The sequence below is a fragment of the Streptomyces sp. NBC_01089 genome (genome assembly GCF_045162975.1).
GTDB lineage: Bacteria > Actinomycetota > Actinomycetes > Streptomycetales > Streptomycetaceae > Streptomyces.
In genome coordinates, this window is record NZ_CP108660.1 from 5,214,663 (window position 1) to 5,232,212 (window position 17,550).

Here is a 17,550-nt window from a genome sequence, read left to right on the forward strand (position 1 = left end):
CGTCAGCTGCCGCAGGCGCAGCCGGCCGCCGCTTCCGGCGCCGTCCCGTCGGTCTGACCGGTGCAGCGGCTGCTGCCGGTGGGGCCGGGGTCGGCGCTCTTGCCGAGGGTGCCGGCGTCGGCCTTGACCACATAGACCTCCCAGGGCTCCTGGCCGGGGCCGTGGACCCACACTTTGTCCTGGAGGGCGTAGCAGCAGGAGGTGTCGTTCTCCTCGAAGGTGGCCAGGCCGGCGTCCTTGAGCCGTCCGGTCGCGGCGGAGACCTGGTCGGCGGAGTCGACCTCGACGCCGAGGTGGTCCAGGCGGGTGTCCTGTCCTGGCTCGCCCTCGATGAGGACGAGCTTGAGCGGCGGCTCGCTGATCGCGAAGTTGGCGTAGTCCTCGCGCCGCTTGGCGGGTCCGGTGCCGAACAGCTTCGAGTAGAAGGTGATCGACGCTTCGAGGTCGCTGACGCGCAGGGCGAGCTGAGCGCGAGACATGGCGGTACTCCCATCGGCTTGCATTGATGTCTGTCGATTCAGCATTGCGCCTTGGATCGAAGCCTGTCAATATAGACGTATGTCGAAGCAAGAATGTGCCGTGCGGGGTCGGGCCGCCGGGGACAATGGCTGCTGCCCGGCGCTCCTGACCGCGCCGCTGGGCGAGGACCAGGCCGTTGAGCTGGCGAAGGTGTTCAAGGCGCTGGGTGATCCGGTCCGGCTGCGCCTCCTGTCGATGATCGCCTCGCGGGAGGGCGGCGAGATCTGCGTCTGCGACCTCACCCCGGCCTTCGACCTGTCCCAGCCGACGATCTCCCACCACCTCAAGCTGCTGCGGCAGGCGGGGCTGATCGACTGCGAGCGGCGCGGCACCTGGGTCTACTACTGGCTGCTGCCGGAGATGACCGACCGTCTCGCGGGCATCCTGACCCGCCCGGCGGGCGAAGCCCTGCGCGTCCACGCGGAGACCGGCGGAGTCGCGTCATGAACCGGAGCGCACCTGACCGGGGCGCGGCCGGGCGGCCTGACCGGAGCGTGGCCGGGCGGCCCGATCGGGGCGTGGCCGGGCGCCTGTCGTTCCTGGACCGCTACCTGGCTCTGTGGATCCTCGCCGCGATGGTGGCCGGGCTCGGCCTGGGACGCCTGGTGCCCGGGCTCGGGGACGCGCTGGCGACGGTGACCGTGAGCGGGGTGTCCCTGCCGATCGCGCTGGGCCTGCTCGTGATGATGTACCCGGTGCTGGCCAAGGTCCGCTACGACCGCCTCGACACCGTCACCCGGGACCGTCGGCTCCTGCTGCCCTCGCTGCTGCTGAACTGGGTCATCGGCCCCGCGCTCATGTTCGCCCTGGCCTGGATCTTCCTGCCGGACCTGCCCGCGTACCGCACCGGCCTGATCATCGTGGGCCTGGCCCGCTGTATCGCCATGGTCATCATCTGGAACGACCTCGCCTGCGGGCACCGTGAGGCGGCCGCCGTCCTGGTCGCCCTGAACTCCGTGTTCCAGGTGATCGCGTTCTCGGCCCTCGGCTGGTTCTACCTGAGTGTCCTGCCCGGCTGGCTCGGCCTTGCGCAGAGCGGCCTCAACGTCTCGGTGTGGGAGATCGCCCGCAGCGTACTGATCTTCCTGGGCATCCCGCTCGCGGCCGGCTACCTCACCCGCCGCGTCGGCGAGAGGGCCAGAGGCCGCACCTGGTACGAGGCGAGGCTGATCCCGCGCATCGGCCCCTTCGCCCTCTACGGCCTGCTGTTCACCATCGTCATCCTGTTCGCCCTCCAGGGCGACGCCATCACCTCCAAGCCGCTCGACGTGGCCCGCATCGCCCTGCCGCTGCTGGTCTACTTCGCGCTCATGTGGACCGGCTCCATGGCACTCGGCCGGGCCGTCGGCCTTGACCACCCGCGGGCCACCACGCTCGCCTTCACCGCGGCGGGCAACAACTTCGAGCTCGCCATCGCGGTCGCCATCGCCACGTACGGCGCCACCTCCGGGCAGGCCCTGGCCGGCGTGGTCGGCCCGCTCATCGAAGTACCGGTGCTGATCGGCCTCGTGTACGTCGCGCTGTACGCCCGCCGCTACTTCACCGGCACCGCTGCCGAAGACCCCGCCCGTGCCTGACCCTGCCCGAGGTCTTGTTCGTCGGCGTCACAACGCGGGCTGTTTCCCGGGTGGTTCATAGGACCGGACGAATCATGACCGGATACCCCGTGCGTTTCCCCGAAGGTATCGGTCCTCCGTAGCGAACAAGCCCGCCACCAGCGACGATTCCCGTCATGGGACCGCCGAAGTGCCCACCGCTGGTGTTGGGGTAGGAGAACTCCGCGTGGCACATCAGCTGTTGGAAGTTCGTACCCGTACTGTCCCCACCACCATCCGATGTTGCCGTGCACCGCGTGCGCTCCGGTGCCGGGGGACCAGTAGACCGTGGCGTTCTGGAACTGCTGGCGGATGCCGACCCCGTCGGGGAAGCCGAGTTCATCGCTGGTGGGACAGCCGAGGGACTGCTGCACACCGGGTGTCTGGGTGTACTCGGTCCAGATGGCGCCATCGACCGAGTGGGAGCCGCAGAAGGTCTCTGCGGACGGGGGTGGCCTGGACGCCCACGAGCAGGGAGACGCCGGCCGCGCATGCGGCGAGTGTGGCGAAGAGCCGTTCAGTTTTTGGTCTGTCCATGACCGGCAGTATCTGCGGGCGTGGATGGTGCGGGCTGCGGAAGAACGAGCCGGAGTTCGGGGCGCCGTGCCGCCGTCACAGCCACCTTCGGCCGGGCCGGTATCGGGGAAAGATCCTTCCCAGGCACTACACCCTTCTCTTTGCTGTCCCATTACTCTGGTGCACGAGGCCACGCACCGTGGCCACTGAGGAGTGAGATGAGGAGCAGCAACCCGGTCTTCTCGCGACGGGGCTTCAGCCGCGACAACGGCTACGCGGGATTCAACGCGGCGCCGCAGGCCGGGGGCCCAGCGGCAGGTAACCCGTACGCGCAGACCCCGCCCGGACAGAACCCCTACGCGGCCAACCCGTACGCGACGAATCCGTACGCGACCGACCCGTACGGCCCCCAGGCGCCCGCCCGCGCCGGCGCGATGACGATGGACGACGTCGTCTCGCGTACGGCCGTCACGCTCGGCACGGTCGCTGTCGGCGCGGCTCTGGCCTGGGTGCTGCTGCCGGTCTCCTCGACCAGCTACGGGCTGGCCATCGGCGCCGCGCTGGTGGCCTTCGTGCTGGCGATGGTGCAGTCCTTCAAGCGCACACCGGCACCCGCGCTGATCCTCGGCTACGCGTTCTTCGAGGGCGTCTTCCTCGGCGTGATCAGCGAGATGTACAACAGCCAGTGGTCCGGTGCGCCCTTCCAGGCGGTGCTGGGCACGATGGCGGTGTCGGCCGCGAGCCTGCTGGCGTACAAGCAGCGCTGGATCCGGGTCACCGCGCGGTACGCCCGCATCGGCATGACCATCGCGATGGCCTTCCTGATGGTGATGGTGGTCAATCTGCTGCTGGTCGCCTTCGGCATCGCCGGTAACGGCGGGCTGCGCGACTTCGGTCCGCTCGGCGCGCTCGTCGGGGTGCTGGCGATCCTGATCGGCTGCTTCTTCCTGACGCTTGACTTCAAGCAGATCGAGGACGGCATCACCTACGGCGCCCCGCGCCAGGAGTCATGGCTGGCGGCCTTCGGCCTGACCATGTCACTCGTCTGGATCTATCTGGAGATGCTGCGGCTGGTCGCGATCTTCAGCGGCAACGACTAGGCGGCTGGACGGTCAGACGGCTGGACGGCGCAGCTGTCGGCGAAGGGGCCCGCCCGGATACGTCCGGGCGGGCCCCTTCATGGTTCGCCTTCGTATTCGCCGGGGGCGCCCAGGCCCTGTCCGGTCGGTCTTCGTGGGCCCGCGACGCCTGGCACGGCACCTCGCGGCGTTGTCGGATTCGCCCCAGTACGTCCAGTACGGGGGCGATCCTCCGCCTTGCGAGGCACCGCACCAGACGCCGCGGGCTGATCCACGAGGACCGACCGGACAGGACCTAGACGAGCCGGCGTGCGGCTCGTCGCAGGTCGTACTCGTGGATGATCGCCTTGGCATGGCCATAGGCAAGCTGGTGTTCCGTCCTGAGCCAGCTGACCTTCTCGTCGAAGCGGACGAGGGTGGGGCCTTCGTCGACGGCGCGGAGCCAGTCCGACACTTCACGGCCCGTGCACTCGGGGATGCGGGAGAGCATGTTGCGATGGGTCTCTTCGGAGAAGACTTGGGACATCGGCGCCTCCGGAGGCATTGCGCTGAGTCGGTATTGCTGTGCCTTCACTGCACCGTGCCTCAGCTCAGGCCCGTTGGCAACAGTCCGGGGCGGGCGCGTAGGGTCGCGGCGTGCTCGATACGACGCCCCTCACCGCCGCAGCGGACCGCTTCGCCGACCGGCTGCGCTCCGCCCCGCAGAGCCGGCTCCAGCGCGGCGCCGCCGCCGTCGGGCTGGAGCTGGCCAGGGAACTGTCGGCGCGCGCCCAGCGCCTGGAGTCTCCGGGCACCGCCGTACGGATCATGCCGGACGCCGGGGTGTTCGCCGTCGCCGACCAAGTGGCCGTCGCGGCGCATGACCTGGCCGAAGAGCTGCGAACGGCCCCGTCCGTCGAGCTGGACGAGGCCGTGAAGTCGGTGAAGGCGGCCGAGGCCGGATCGGGGCTGTGACACCGGGGCTGTGACACCCGGGGCGCTGACTCTCCGAGCTGTGACACCCGGGCTGTGACTCCCGGTCTTGTGACACCCGGGCTGTGACGGCCCGGGGTGTGCGCGGCGGCTGTGGCTGTGCCGGCTGTGGCTGTGCCGGGAGGGCGGTGTTACAGCGACGCTATGACGCGGTCCGCGAGGATGTAGACGTTCTCCTCGCCGCAGGTGAAGGTCAGCGCGTACGCACCGGAGATGCCGGAACCGCCCAGCAGGACCGGGTTGTCGCCCGCGCGCAGCGCCTCGGAGAGCCGCTCGGCGGTCTCGCGGTGGCCCGGCGTCATACAGAGCGTGGTGCCGTCCGTGAAGACGTACACATCGAGCGTCCCGAGCGGTCCGGGACGGACGTCGGAGAGCGCGGTGCGGGTCTCGGCCAGCTCTTCGAGGCGGTTGACCATCCGCTCGTGCTCGGTCACCACAGGTGTCTGCACCGGGACGAAGTCGGGGTGCGAGGGGTGCCTGCGGCGGGCCGCGGCCAGCTCGGCGCTGTCCGGCGCGTACTCGTCCGCGCCCGGCTCGTCGTCCAGGTCGGCGCCCGCCTCGACGGCCGGTTCCAGCTCGGGACCGAAGCCCGTCTCGAAGGCCGGGTCGATGCCGGTGAAGTCCGTCTGGCGCGGCAGGAAGAACGCGGCGTCCTCGCCGAGTCCGGTCAGGCCGCCCAGCAGGGACGGGGCGTCCGCGGCGTCGCGGGACTCCTGCGCGGCCCAGAAGGCGCGCGCCTCGGCCAGCTCGCGCTCGCGCTCCTCGGCCAGCGCTTCGGCCACGGCCGCGCGTATCTCGGCGGCAGGGGTCTCCTCGCGGGCGGCCGGTACGGTCGCGCCCCGGGTGCCGCCGGACGCACCCGCGAGGTCGTCGCGCAGGGCGGCGATCTGGCGGCGCAGGCCGTGTGCGGCATGCAGGGACGCAGCGCCGACGGCCGTGGCGGCGGCCGTCGTCAGCAGCAGGGCAATCGACAAAGTGCTCACTGACTTACTCCCGGATTCAATCGTTCCCCGACTTCCTACATCAGCTTGTCGTGAGAGTGTGTCCGCTGTCAGTGCATTACGTCATGAATTGGACAGGTCTTTGGGCCCTGGTTTGCCCACTGATTCGGCTGTGACCTGCGGGGATGAAGTAACCCCGGGATATAGGTCACATCCTGGGGGAGATTCGGTCACGACTGAGTGGCGAGAGGCGTGAGCGGTGCCGAGTTGTGACAGTGGCGTCATCAAAGGTGCCTCTGGGTAATGGAATGGCGAGCGCCCCGACCCCTCTCGCGGAGGAATCGGGGCGCTTTTTTCGACGCAGCGTCATTGGCTGAATTCGCTGCGTGCTTATCTGTCGTATTGCTGTGGGATTCCTGTGGAATTGCCGAGGGTTCGCTGTGCGGCGGTGGAGCCCGGGGGCTCCGGCGGGGTCAGCTCAGGCGCTCGATGACCATGGCCATGCCCTGGCCGCCGCCCACGCACATCGTCTCCAGGCCGAACTGCTTGTCGTGGAACTGCAGGCTGTTGATCAGCGTGCCGGTGATGCGCGCACCCGTCATCCCGAAGGGGTGGCCGACGGCGATGGCGCCACCGTTCACGTTCACCTTGTCCAGGTCGAGGCCCAGGTCCCGGTAGGACGGGATGACCTGGGCGGCGAACGCCTCGTTCAGCTCGGCCAGGTCGATGTCGCCGATCGTCAGGCCCGCCCGCTTCAGCGCCTGCTTCGACGCCTCGACGGGGCCGTATCCCATGATCTCGGGGGAGAGGCCGGTGACGCCGGTCGAGACGATCCGGGCCAGCGGGGTCAGGCCCAGCTCGCGCGCCTTGGTGTCGCTCATGATCACCAGGGCCGCCGCGCCGTCGTTGAGCGGGCAGCAGTTGCCCGCGGTGACGCGGCCGTCGGGGCGGAAGACCGGCTTCAGGCCCTGTACGCCTTCGAGGGTCACCCCGGCCCGCGGGCCGTCGTCCGCGGAGACGACCGTGCCGTCGGGGAGCGTCACCGGGGTGATCTCCCGGGCCCAGAAGCCGTTCTTGATCGCTTCCTCGGCGAGGTTCTGCGACCGTACGCCGAACTCGTCCATGTCCTGGCGGGTGATGCCCTTGAGCCCGGCCAGGTTCTCGGCGGTCTGGCCCATCGCGATGTACGCGTCCGGGACCAGGCCGTCCTCGCGCGGGTCGTGCCAGGAGGCGCCCTCGCTCTTGGCCACGGCCTCGGTGCGCGCCTCGGCGTCGGCGAAGAGCGGGTTGTGCGTGTCGGGGAGGCTGTCGGAGTTGCCCTTCACGAACCGCGACACCATCTCGACACCGGCCGAGATGAAGACGTCGCCCTCGCCGGCCTTGATGGCGTGCAGCGCCATCCGCGAGGTCTGCAGGGAGGACGAGCAGTAGCGGGTGACCGTACAGCCGGGGAGGTGGTCCATCCCCATGGCCACGCTGACGATGCGGCCCAGGTTGTTGCCCTGTTCGCCGCCGGGCAGCCCGCAGCCCAGCATCAGGTCGTCGATGTCCCGGGGATCCAGCTCGGGGACCTTGGCGAGGGCGGCCTGGATGATGGTGGCGGTGAGGTCGTCGGCGCGCAGGTCCTTCAGCGAACCCTTGAAGGCGCGGCCGATGGGGGAGCGGGCGGTTGAGACGATCACGGCTTCGGGCATCACGGCTCCATGAGGCTGAGACGGCGGGCTGGGCAGGCGGCGCTACTGGTCGGGCGTTACGGGTCGGCGGCAGGGCTGATTGGAAGTTACCCGGACGTACCGCCGAGGTCACCGGGGGCGGCGTGTGATGCGGGACTCTTTTCTAAGCGACCGCTCAGGATGGCGGGGCCGGCGGCTGCGCGACCCCCGGCTCCCGGCCCGGCCCCTGACCGGGAGCGACCGGCGGCTGCGGCCCGGACGGGCGGTTCCCGGACGGGTGGCTTCCGCTGGGGTGGTTTCCGTCCCGGTGGCTTCCGTCAGGGTGGTCCTCGACGGGGTGGTGTCCGTCCGGGTGGCTTCCGCCTGGATGGCCTCCGTCAGGGTGGTCCCCGTCCGGATGGTTCCCCGGCGTGTGGTTTCCGGGCGGCCAGTGCCGGTGCCGGCGCTCGCTGGGCGGTGCGGCCTCCGCCGTCTCCGGCAGGCGCCGCCGCCTGCGGTGCTTCAGCAGTGCCCAGGGCGCACGGACCCCGGTGACCTCGGTGCCCGCCTCCGACGCCGCGGCCGAAGCGGCCTTGGCCACCGGCAGCATGTCCTCGTCACGGGTGGCGTCCAGGTGGTCGGTCTCCGGCCACAGGCCGAGCACCGCGCAGAGCGTGGGCAGTACCGCCATCGCGGCCGTCGCATATCCCTCGGCCGACGGGTGGTAGTTGTCCGGGCCGAAGAGTTCACGGGGGTTGGCCTCGAACTCCGGGCCCAGCATCTCGCCCAGCGAGACCGTACGCCCGCCCTGTTCGACCACCCCGATCGTCTGGGCCGCCGCCAGCTGCCGGGAGACCCGCCGGGCCAGCCACCGCAGCGGCTGGTAGACGGGCTCGACCGTGCCCAGGTCGGGGCAGGTCCCGACGACGACCTCGGCGCCCGCCGTACGCAGCCTGCGGACCGAGGTCGCCAGATGACGCACGGACTGCGTGGCCGGCATCCGGTGCGTCACATCGTTCGCGCCGATCATGATCACGCAGACCTCGGGCAGCAGCCCCGGATCAGCGAGCACCAGCCCCACCTGCCGGTCCAGATCGTCCGACATCGCGCCGGGCAGCGCCACATTGCGCAGATCCACCGGCCGCTCCGCCACCGCCGCGAGCCCTGAGGCGAGCAGCGCGGCCGGGGTCTGGCCCGCCCGCCGTACGCCCTGGCCCGCCGCCGTCGAGTCGCCGAGCATGGCCAGCCGTAACGGCTCCAGATGCCCCGTACGGCCCGCGAACGCCAGCCCGTACCGCCCGTCGGCGCTCGGCGCCCAGGGGGCCCGCCCGCCGCCGACGGAACGCTTCGCCAGCTGGACCTCCGCCAGCAGCACCCCCACCGCGGCGGCTCCGACCAGCCCGATGCTCCCCCCTCCGTACGCCGCGCCCGCTGCGATCCGTCGCGCCACCCTCGCCCTCGACACTGCCACCTCCTCATAGCCGTGCACCTGCCGTACGGTGTCCGGCCGGCCGAGCTGTACAACAGCTAACTGCCCGGAGACCGGTGCCGCTCAATCTTGTCCAATACGCTGACCGCCATGGTGCACATCCACGACTCGATGATCGGCCTCGTCGGCAACACCCCGCTGGTGAGGCTCAACAAGGTGACCGCAGGACTCAGGGCGACCGTCCTGGCCAAGGTCGAATACTTCAACCCCGGCGGCTCCGTGAAGGACCGTATCGCCGTCCGCATGATCGAGGCGGCGGAGCAGAGCGGCGAACTGCTCCCCGGCGGCACGATCGTGGAGCCGACCAGTGGGAACACTGGTGTCGGGCTGGCGATCGTGGCCCAGCAGAAGGGCTACAAGTGCATCTTCGTCTGCCCGGACAAGGTGTCGACGGACAAGATCAACGTGCTGCGGGCGTACGGAGCCGATGTCGTCGTCTGCCCCACGGCCGTCGACCCCGACCACCCCGACTCGTACTACAACGTCTCCGACCGGCTGGTCAGGGAGACGCCGGGCGCGTGGAAGCCCGACCAGTACAGCAACCCGAACAACCCGCGCTCGCACTACGAGACCACCGGGCCCGAGCTGTGGGAGCAGACGGAGGGGCGGATCACGCACTTCGTCGCGGGCGTCGGCACGGGCGGCACCATCAGCGGGACCGGGCGGTACCTCAAGGACGTGTCCGACGGGCGGGTCAGGATCATCGGCGCGGACCCGGAGGGCTCCGTGTACTCGGGCGGCTCGGGGCGGCCCTACCTCGTCGAGGGCGTCGGTGAGGACTTCTGGCCGTCCGCGTACGACAGGACGGTGACCGACGACATCGTCGCCGTGTCCGACAAGGACTCCTTCCAGATGACGCGCAGGCTCGCCAAGGAGGAGGGCCTCCTGGTCGGCGGCTCCTGCGGGATGGCGGTCGTGGCGGCGCTGCGGGTGGCCGAGGGCCTCGGGCCCGACGACATCGTGGTCGTGCTGCTGCCGGACAGCGGGCGCGGTTATCTCTCGAAGATCTTCAACGACGAGTGGATGAACGACTACGGGTTCCTGGAGCAGCCCGGCACCGACCCGCGCGTCTCGGACGTGCTGCTGGGGAAGGAGGACGGCATCCCGCATCTGGTGCACATGCATCCGGAGGAGACCGTCGGCGACGCGATCGACGTGCTGCGTGAGTACGGCGTGTCCCAGATGCCCATCGTGAAGCCGGGGGCCGGGCACCCGGACGTGATGGCCGCCGAGGTCATCGGTTCGGTGGTGGAACGCGAGCTGCTGGACGCGCTGTTCGCCCAGCGGGCTTCGCTGGACGACGCGCTGGAGAAGCACATGTCGTCACCGCTGCCGCTGGTCGGCTCGGGCGAGCCGGTCGCCGATCTGATGGCCGTGCTGGGCAAGGCGGACGCGGCGATCGTGCTGGTGGAGGGGAAGCCGACGGGCGTGGTCAGCCGCCAGGACCTGCTGTCGTACCTGGCCCGCAGGGCCCGCACGGCGTAGGGCGGCGGACGGGCGGCCGGGCTGCGGGGGCGCCGAGCTGCGGGGGCACTGGTCGGGCGGTCGGGTGACAGGGCTGCGGGGGCACTGGTCGGGCGGCCGCGCTGCTGGTTTGGTCGCTGGGTCGCTGATCGGGTGGCCCGGCTGCCGGCCCGGTGGCCCGGTCGCTGACCGGGTGGGTCGGCTGCTGGTCGGCCCGCCTGGCCGGTCGGCTTCCGGTCGGCCCGGCCCGGCCCGGTCTGTGCCGGCCCGTGCCGGGCCCGGTGCGGTGCGGCTTCGCGCCCGCCCCCGGGGGCCCGGCCGCCGTATTCGGGCGGGGGTGGCTGTCTTCCGGGTCGCGGACGAGGCCGGGCGGGGCGGACGAGGTCGACGGGTCGGGCGGCGAGGTCAGGTGCCCGCGGTCACGGACCTCAGCTCGGCGAGCGACTCCCTGGCGATCTCCGACAGATCGCGTTCGCCGTTTCCGCCGATCCAGGTCTCGAACGCGACCCGGAAGACAGCCACCCCCGCTTCCGCGGCCAGGCTCGCGGCCGGTTCCCCCACGCCGCGCCCGCGCAGCGCGCCGGCCAGCGCCGCTGCCAGTGATGCGAGCTTGATCAGCTCGCGCTCCTGGAGCTCCGTGTTCGCGGCGATGACGCTCTGGCGCAGCCGGGCGGGCTCACGCAGCGCACGGAAATGGGCGCCCAGCGGATCGAGCGCGGCGGCGACGGCGTCGATCGGCGCGGCGGAGGCGGGCGCTTCGGCCAGCCTGCTCACGAGGAGCTCCTGCAGCGCCTCCGCGCCCCCGAACAGCACCTCGCGCTTGTCCGCGAAGTGCCGGAAGAACGTGCGCTCCGTGAGCCCGGCCCGCTTGGCGATCTCCGCCACCGTGGTCTGTTCGTAGCCCCGCTCGACGTAGAGCTCCAGTGCGGCCTGCTCCAGGCGCCCGCGCCCGTTCGGCTCCCAGCGACTCATGGCGCCGATCCTACGTGACGACAGAGGCTGACATCGTTGTCCTCGTGAGAGGGGTACGGAGCGGCCGGAGCGCGGAGAGGGCGGCGCGGGAGCAGCAGGATTCGCCCAAGCGGTACACGGGTGACACGCCCGCGCAGCACCGTCTTAACACGGTTGCGGCAGATTGGTGGGTGCCGGAAGGGAGACCAGCCGGCACCACGAACGGCGTCACGGACCTCCGGAGCGGCTCCCGGCTTCCAGGACGCCATGGACGCGGTAGGCCGGCCCTGACCCGGCCCCGCGTCCCTCGCGGGGATCGCCGTCGTCCCGCCCCCCGGTCCGCCGGGGGTGCGGCGGTCCCCGCGATCATCCGTGTGCGGGGCCGGTGACCGTACGGCAGCCGCCTCGGCCCGGACCGGCCGGGTCGGCCCCGCCACCGGCCGGGTCAGCCCTCCCAGTCGGATTCCGGCCGGGACTTCGAGCGGGACCGCAGACGCTGGAACAGGCCGCCGTCGCGCGCGGCATGGACCGTGTTGACGCCCACGATCCCCACCCAGGTGACGATGAGCCCCGGCAGCCCCGCGTTGACCACCCCGATCGCCGACAGCGGGACGGCCAGGATCATCGTGACGATCCCGAACCCGAACCGCTCGCCGAACCCGCTCTCGGGCTGCTGCGGACGGCTGCTGCCCCGGGCGACCACCATCTGCTGTTCGGCCATCTGCCGGCGCACCCGCCGGTCCACCGTGCCGTCGAGCCGCTGCTCGACCTTCTCCAGGAACGATTCGACCAGAGCCGAGTCGTAATCCTCGCCCAGTTCCCTGCGCGCGTGCAGGGCGGCGTCGAGTTCCTTCTTCAACTCCGGGTCGCTGGCTTCCATGGGTCCACGGTACGAATCCGGGGCGCGCTGAGCAGTGGGGCTAACCCCCCAATCCGGCACGGGGGGTACCCCACCCGCATCCGGCGCGGAGGTACCTCACCGGCCTCGCGCCGCCCCGGATCCGTACCGGCCCGGTGTCCGTAGCGCCCCGGATCCGTACCGCGCCGCCCTGGGGCTACGGGGCCGGCACCTGCTCCGGTACGGGCTGGGCGGCCGGGGTCAGGATGGTGGCCTCCGGGATGTGCGAGGTGTTGCGCCGCGCCAGCAGCCAGTACAGCGCCGCCGGGACCACGAGCCCCACGATCCAGGAGATGTCCGCGCCGCCGAGGCTGCTGACCAGCGGTCCGGTGTAGAAGGACGTGGCCAGGAAGGGGAACTGGGCCACCAGGCCGATCCCGTACACCACCAGCGCGTCCCACCGCCAGGCGCCGTAGCGGCCCTTCGGGTCGGAGAGGGCCGGGATGTCGTAGCGCTCGCGGGAGATCAGGTAGTAGTCGACCAGGTTGACCGCCGACCACGGAGTGAAGAAGCACAGCAGGAAGAGCAGGAAGTCCTTGAAGGAGTCGAGGAAGCTGTCCTTGCCTGCCAGGGCCACCGCCGTGCCGGCCACCATGATGACCATGATGTAGAGCGTGCGGCCGCGCGGGGTGAGGGTCTTCTGGCCGCGGAAGCCGCTGACGCACGTCACCATCGACATGAAGCCGCCGTAGGTGTTGAGCACGTTGATCGTGAGCTTGCCCAGCGCGATGACGAAGTAGAGGACCGAGGCCATCAGCCCGGCGCCGCCGAGGCCGACCACATAGCCGACCTGGCTGTTCAGGAAGGCGTCGCCCGCCGTCGCCGCCACCAGGACACCGAAGGTCATCGACCACTGCGAGCCCAGCGTCGTACCGCCGAGCGTCCACCAGAACGTGGCGCGGCCGCTGGTCGTACGGGGCAGATAGCGCGAGTAGTCCGCCACATACGGGCCGAACGCCAGCTGCCAGGAGGCCGAGAGCGAGACCGCGAGCAGGAACAGCGGGAACGAGAAGCTGTGGTCGTGCAGGACCGTGCCCAGGTCGATGCGGTCGAGCAGCCGGATGCCCAGGTAGATGAAGGCGATGGCGCAGATGATGCTCGCCACCCGGCCGAGTGTGTGGATGACCCGGTAGCCGATGGCGGCCATCGCCGCGGTCAGCACGGCGAAGATGACGATCCCCGTGGTGTCGCCGAGGTGGGTCAGCTTGCCCACCGCCTGGCCCGCCAGGACGGTGCCGCTGGCGAAGAACCCGATGTACATCAGGATCACCAGGGCCAGCGGGACCACCGCGCCCTTGACGCCGAACTGCGCACGGGACGAGATCATCTGGGGCAGTCCGAGCCGCGGGCCCTGCGCCGAGTGGAGCGCCATCACCGTGCCGCCCAGCAGATTGCCGAGCAGCAGCCCGACGATCGACCAGAGCGCGCCGCCGCCGAAGACCACGGCGAGCGCCCCGGTCACGACGGCGGTGATGTGCAGGTTCGCGCCCACCCAGAGCGTGAACTGGGAGAAGGCGTTGCCGTGGCGCTCCTCGTCGGGGACGACATCGATCGACCGTTGTTCCACCAGGTCTGCCACCGGAGGGCCTCCCTCTCACCACTGCGTTGCCATCATCGGCCGGTGTATGTGCCGACCGGCGATGTATCGATCTATGCAGAGTGTGTCTTGATGAATGGAAGGTCAATAGGTGCAGGATTTTTAGTTGCTTCTTCAGGCAGCTGGGCTGTCCATTGGGCGTAGTTCGTCCGCATATGAGACGGAAATCCGGCGCATCAGTCCGTCGTCGCTGATGGTGTACTGGCCGAGCCGCCAGAGCGGCGGCGAGTACGCGTGGATCGACACCGCGTCGTCCGTCGCCCCGGTCAGCCGGTGGATGTGGTCGGGGCCGAAGCAGAAGGAGCTGTCGGCGCCGACGGCCGTCGCGAGGTGCCGGCCGCCGATCCGCGGATTCGCCTCGGTCAGCACGCCCTGGACCACCCGGACCGCGCCCGACGAGATGTCGTGGTCGTGCCAGCCGGTGTCGTTCTGCCGGGTCCAGCAGAGCAGCCAGATGTCCACGTACTCGTCGCGGTGCAGCGAGGCGTAGTGCCGGTCGGTGTCCGAGAAGGCGACCTCGGAGCGCCAGAGCTCCGGGCGGGTGGCCAAGTCGTCGACCAGCGCCTGGAGTTCGCGCTTGTCGAGATTACGGTCGGGCAGCGCGGCGTCGTACGTCACGGGGTTGCTCCTTTCAGGAGGCGGGCGGGGTTGGCGGCGCGCAGCGCGTGGACGGCGGCTTCGGCGCCGAGATCGGGGACCACTGGCAGGGCGTACGGACGGTCGCTGCCGGTCACGATGGTGTCGATGCCGACCGCCCGTACCAGGGCGTCCACGGCCCGGGTGCCGTACGAGGAGGTCTCGTAGAAGACGTCGGGATCGACCGTGCCCCGGCCGCCGCCCCGGGCCGCCAGCCGCTCGCCGTGCAGCGGGGCCAGGCCCGCCAGGGCGGCGAAGCAGACCCGCAGCCGGGGATGGCGCGGCCGGCCGAACGCGCGGAAGGCGAACCAGGAGGCGTGCAGCTGCTGGACGTACGGCACCAGCGCGGGCCACCACGGCGGCGCGCCGGGTCCGCTCGGCGGGGCCGCGCCGGGATGGACGAAGAGCGGCTTGCCGGCGCGGGCGAGGGTGTCGAGCAGCGGCGCGCAGTGCGCCCAGCCCGCCTCGTCCAGCAGTGCGGTGGCGGGCAGTTGGAGCCCGGCGCACCCCTGGTCCAGGGTGCGGGCCAGCGCTTCGGGGTCCGGGGCGACGAGTCCTGCCGATGCCCAGACCCCGAAGGGCGCGGGCAGGGCCAGTGCGCCGTCGTGGAAGGCGGCCAGCAGGGGGGCCGCCTCGGCGGGCGGCAGATATTCGATGCCGAGCGGGCTGGAGAGCGAGACGAGCGCCAGGCCGAGCCCGTCGGTGTGGGCCAGGGCGGTGCGGGCCGCGATGTCGTGATCGGCCGGGTCGACCGCGTACGGCGGCTCTCCTCGCAGGTGGAGCGTCCAGCCGTCGAGGTGCGGGGCGGTGGTGCGGGCGCGCAGCAGCTCGGTGAAGGCCGGTGGCCAGAGGTGCTGATGGACGTCTGCGAGCAAGGCTCACCCTTCTGTCGTGCGGTCTGCCGATCTGTCGTGCGGTCTGCCGAGCGGTCCGCTCCATGCCTGTTAAGCGATTAAGTGATGCGCTTCAGTGAAACGCTTAACGAGGGTGTGTGTCAACGCCGGATGCCGGGACGCGGTCCGGGGCGGGCCGCGGGCGGGCCCGGCAGGGGCTCGTGACGGGCCCGGAACGGGCGTCACCGGTGTGTCCATTGGCACGGCGGGCTGTCGGACGCGGCCGGTAGGCTTCCCGTCATGGCCAGGCCGAGCAAGCGCACCACCCTCCGCGAGGTGGCAGAGGCCACCGGCCTCTCCACTGCCGCCGTCTCGTACGCACTGCGCGGCAAGCAGGTCTCCAAGGAGACCGAGGAGCGGGTCCGCAAGGCCGCCGCCGAGCTGGGGTATGAGGCGGACCCGATCGCCCGCGCCCTCGCCAGCGGCCGTACGAGCATGGTCGGCGTCCTCGCGGGCGACCTCCAGGACCTCTGGCAGCAGCAGCTGATGGCGGCCATAGGGCGTGAACTCCTCGCGGGGGACCGCTATGCGCTGATCCTCGACGCGGGCGGCGACCCGGCGCGGGAGCTGGTCCTCGCCAAGCAGCTCCGTGACCAGCGGGTGGACGGTCTGCTCGTCTCGCCCGTCGACCCCTCGGCCGAGGGCTGGGCGAAGATCGCCGACGCGGTGCCCGTGGTCTCCATCGGTGACTCTCTCCAGCAGGCCAGGACGGCGGGGGAGGTGCTCTTCGACAACCGCGCGGGGATCGGCGCGGTGCTCACGTATCTGGCGCAGCTCGGCCACCGCCGGGTGACGGTGCTGACCCCGACGGGCCCCAGCACCCCGGACCGCCCGGCCGACGTCTATGTGCGTGAGGCCGCGGACCGGCTCGGCCTCGATGTCGAAGTGGTGCCGTGCGCGCAGGAGTTGGGGGAGGCGACCGGGGTCGCGCGCGGGGTGGTGGGCGGCCGGTCCACCGCGGTCTTCTGCTTCTCGGACTCGATCGCGTACGGGGTGTACGCGGCGGCCGCCGAAGCGGGCCTCACGATCGGCCGGGACCTGTCGGTGGTCGGCTTCGACGACCACCCGGTCTCCCGGGTCCTGACGCCCCCGCTGACGACGCTGGACTGGGGCCTCGCGGAGATCGCGGCGGAGGCGGCGCGGCTGGCGGTGGCGGCGATCGAGGGGCGGCGGGTGCGGCGCAAGCGGATCCTGTGCGCGCCGCGGCTGGTGGAGCGCGGGTCGGCTGCGGGGGCATCGCCGTCGGGTCCGGCTTGACGGTGGCCTCCATCACCGGCCGGGCGTGATGGTGCCCTCAAGCGCCGGACGGACTTGGCTGTGTCCTCAAGCGCCGGACGGGCTTGAAAACCAAGCCCGTCCGGCGCTTGAGGACCGGGGGCCCGGGGCAGCGCCCCCGAGCAGAAGCAGCCCCCGTTACGCCATCAGCCGGTGCTGCTTCAGCCACGCGTCCGCGACCCGGTCCGGGTCCTTCTTGTCCTTGTCGACCAGCCGGTTCAGCTTCGTCAGCTCGTCCGTCGTCAGCGCGTTGCCCAGCAGGGCCAGCGCCTTGCGGACCTTGCCGTCCGCCTTGCGGGCGGCGATCAGCGGGACGATGTGCTGCGCGGGCACCAGGTGCTTCGGGTCCTCCAGGACGACCCACTTGTTCGCCGCGACATCCACGTCCGTGGTGAAGACGTTGGCGACATCCACATCGCCCTTCTTCAGCGCGCCCTTGACCAGCGGCCCCGACGAGTCCAGCGCCTTGAACTCCTTGAACTCCACGCCGTACTGGTCCTTGAGGCCGACCACCCCCACGACCCGCTTCTTCATCTCGGCGGCCGCCCCGAACACCAGCTTCCCGTTGGCCTTCTTCAGATCGGCGAGGGTCTTCAGCCCGTACTTGTCGGCCGTCTCACGGGTCACCGCGAAGCTGTCCCGGTCCTCGGCCGCCGCGTACGGCAGGACCTCCAGGCTCGCGGGCAGCACGGCGGCCAGCGCGTTCTGCATCGCGCCCGCCTCCGTCTCGGTGGCCTTCTTGTTCAGATAGAGCAGCAGACTGCCCTGGTACTCGGGGAGCAGATCGATGTCGCCCCCCTTCAGCGCGGGGACGATGATCTCGCGGGAGCCCAGGTTCGGCTTGACCGTGGACTTGATGCCCGCGGACTTGAGCACCCCCGCGTAGAGGTAGCCGAGTATCTGGTTCTCGGTGAAGTTGGCGGTGCCGATGACCAGCCCGCCCGAGCTGCTCCCGGCGTCGCCGCCCGAGCTGTCCCCGTTGAGGGAGGTGATGCCGGACGAGCAGGCGGCCAGCACGGGCGCCGAAGCGCCGGCCAGCAGGGCGGTGAGTGCGGTACGTCGGTTCATCTCGG

Annotated in this window: 17 protein-coding genes and 1 pseudogene; 6 read left to right on the forward strand and 12 right to left on the reverse strand. The window is 70.9% G+C overall.

Annotation, left to right across the window (positions count from 1 at the left end):
- Positions 1-2 precede the first annotated feature (2 nt).
- Positions 3-479, reverse strand: coding sequence for an ArsI/CadI family heavy metal resistance metalloenzyme (locus OG510_RS23465; RefSeq protein ID WP_406139332.1), 477 nt, complete (start codon positions 477-479; stop codon positions 3-5).
- A 79-nt stretch (positions 480-558) separates the two neighbouring features.
- Between OG510_RS23465 and OG510_RS23470 the strand changes: the two genes are divergently transcribed.
- The gene (locus tag OG510_RS23470) at positions 559-966 is read left to right on the forward strand and encodes an ArsR/SmtB family transcription factor (protein WP_406139334.1); all 408 of its coding nucleotides are present in this window, start codon (positions 559-561) and stop codon (positions 964-966) included.
- Between the two features lie 71 nt (positions 967-1,037).
- Complete coding sequence (gene arsB / locus OG510_RS23475; protein WP_406139336.1) at positions 1,038-2,096, forward strand: ACR3 family arsenite efflux transporter; 1,059 nt, start codon at positions 1,038-1,040, stop codon at positions 2,094-2,096.
- On the opposite strand, the gene OG510_RS23480 is transcribed toward arsB, so the two are convergent.
- Complete coding sequence (locus tag OG510_RS23480) at positions 2,054-2,803, reverse strand: hypothetical protein (RefSeq protein ID WP_406139337.1); 750 nt, start codon at positions 2,801-2,803, stop codon at positions 2,054-2,056. The genes arsB and OG510_RS23480 overlap by 43 nt on opposite strands.
- 45 nt (positions 2,804-2,848) lie before the next feature.
- Here OG510_RS23480 and OG510_RS23485 point away from each other — a divergent pair, with 45 nt between their 5' ends.
- The gene (locus OG510_RS23485) at positions 2,849-3,730 is read left to right on the forward strand and encodes a Bax inhibitor-1/YccA family protein (protein WP_406139339.1); all 882 of its coding nucleotides are present in this window, start codon (positions 2,849-2,851) and stop codon (positions 3,728-3,730) included.
- Between the two features lie 274 nt (positions 3,731-4,004).
- Here the strand turns inward: OG510_RS23485 and OG510_RS23490 are convergent, their stop codons facing one another.
- Positions 4,005-4,235, reverse strand: a complete 231-nt coding sequence (locus OG510_RS23490) for a DUF4287 domain-containing protein (RefSeq protein ID WP_164260891.1) — start codon at positions 4,233-4,235, stop codon at positions 4,005-4,007.
- Positions 4,236-4,345: 110 nt separating this feature from the next.
- Between OG510_RS23490 and OG510_RS23495 the strand changes: the two genes are divergently transcribed.
- A complete protein-coding gene (locus OG510_RS23495) occupies positions 4,346-4,663 on the forward strand; it encodes a hypothetical protein (protein ID WP_406139341.1) in 318 nt (105 codons plus the stop codon).
- A 149-nt stretch (positions 4,664-4,812) separates the two neighbouring features.
- Here OG510_RS23495 and OG510_RS23500 read toward each other — a convergent pair whose 3' ends face one another.
- The 3 genes and pseudogenes from OG510_RS23500 to OG510_RS23510 form a co-directional block, all read right to left on the reverse strand.
- The gene (locus tag OG510_RS23500) at positions 4,813-5,664 is read right to left on the reverse strand and encodes a hypothetical protein (RefSeq protein WP_406139342.1); all 852 of its coding nucleotides are present in this window, start codon (positions 5,662-5,664) and stop codon (positions 4,813-4,815) included.
- Positions 5,665-6,095: 431 nt separating this feature from the next.
- The gene (locus OG510_RS23505; RefSeq protein WP_406139343.1) at positions 6,096-7,316 is read right to left on the reverse strand and encodes an acetyl-CoA C-acetyltransferase; all 1,221 of its coding nucleotides are present in this window, start codon (positions 7,314-7,316) and stop codon (positions 6,096-6,098) included.
- A 433-nt stretch (positions 7,317-7,749) separates the two neighbouring features.
- Positions 7,750-8,724: pseudogene (locus OG510_RS23510) on the reverse strand (SGNH/GDSL hydrolase family protein); the annotation flags it as partial.
- 132 nt (positions 8,725-8,856) lie between these two features.
- On the opposite strand from OG510_RS23510, the gene OG510_RS23515 reads away from it, so the two are divergent.
- Positions 8,857-10,248: a cystathionine beta-synthase gene (locus OG510_RS23515; protein WP_406142507.1), complete on the forward strand. Its 1,392-nt coding sequence runs from the start codon at positions 8,857-8,859 to the stop codon at positions 10,246-10,248.
- 384 nt (positions 10,249-10,632) lie between these two features.
- Here the strand turns inward: OG510_RS23515 and OG510_RS23520 are convergent, their stop codons facing one another.
- The 5 genes from OG510_RS23520 to OG510_RS23540 form a co-directional block, all read right to left on the reverse strand.
- The gene (locus tag OG510_RS23520; RefSeq protein ID WP_406139345.1) at positions 10,633-11,199 is read right to left on the reverse strand and encodes a TetR/AcrR family transcriptional regulator; all 567 of its coding nucleotides are present in this window, start codon (positions 11,197-11,199) and stop codon (positions 10,633-10,635) included.
- A 424-nt stretch (positions 11,200-11,623) separates the two neighbouring features.
- The gene (locus OG510_RS23525; protein WP_406139347.1) at positions 11,624-12,058 is read right to left on the reverse strand and encodes a hypothetical protein; all 435 of its coding nucleotides are present in this window, start codon (positions 12,056-12,058) and stop codon (positions 11,624-11,626) included.
- Between the two features lie 175 nt (positions 12,059-12,233).
- The gene (locus tag OG510_RS23530; RefSeq protein ID WP_406139349.1) at positions 12,234-13,655 is read right to left on the reverse strand and encodes a purine-cytosine permease family protein; all 1,422 of its coding nucleotides are present in this window, start codon (positions 13,653-13,655) and stop codon (positions 12,234-12,236) included.
- Between the two features lie 132 nt (positions 13,656-13,787).
- Complete coding sequence (locus OG510_RS23535) at positions 13,788-14,291, reverse strand: cysteine dioxygenase (protein WP_406139350.1); 504 nt, start codon at positions 14,289-14,291, stop codon at positions 13,788-13,790.
- Positions 14,288-15,184: an amidohydrolase gene (locus tag OG510_RS23540; protein ID WP_406139351.1), complete on the reverse strand. Its 897-nt coding sequence runs from the start codon at positions 15,182-15,184 to the stop codon at positions 14,288-14,290. Before OG510_RS23540 ends, OG510_RS23535 begins: the two co-directional genes overlap by 4 nt.
- A gap of 258 nt (positions 15,185-15,442) precedes the next feature.
- Between OG510_RS23540 and OG510_RS23545 the strand changes: the two genes are divergently transcribed.
- Positions 15,443-16,459 (forward strand): LacI family DNA-binding transcriptional regulator, encoded by a 1,017-nt coding sequence (locus tag OG510_RS23545; protein WP_406139352.1) that lies wholly within the window; start codon positions 15,443-15,445, stop codon positions 16,457-16,459.
- 156 nt (positions 16,460-16,615) lie between these two features.
- On the opposite strand, the gene OG510_RS23550 is transcribed toward OG510_RS23545, so the two are convergent.
- The gene (locus OG510_RS23550) at positions 16,616-17,545 is read right to left on the reverse strand and encodes an ABC transporter substrate-binding protein (RefSeq protein WP_406139354.1); all 930 of its coding nucleotides are present in this window, start codon (positions 17,543-17,545) and stop codon (positions 16,616-16,618) included.
- Between the last annotated feature and the right edge of the window lie 5 nt (positions 17,546-17,550).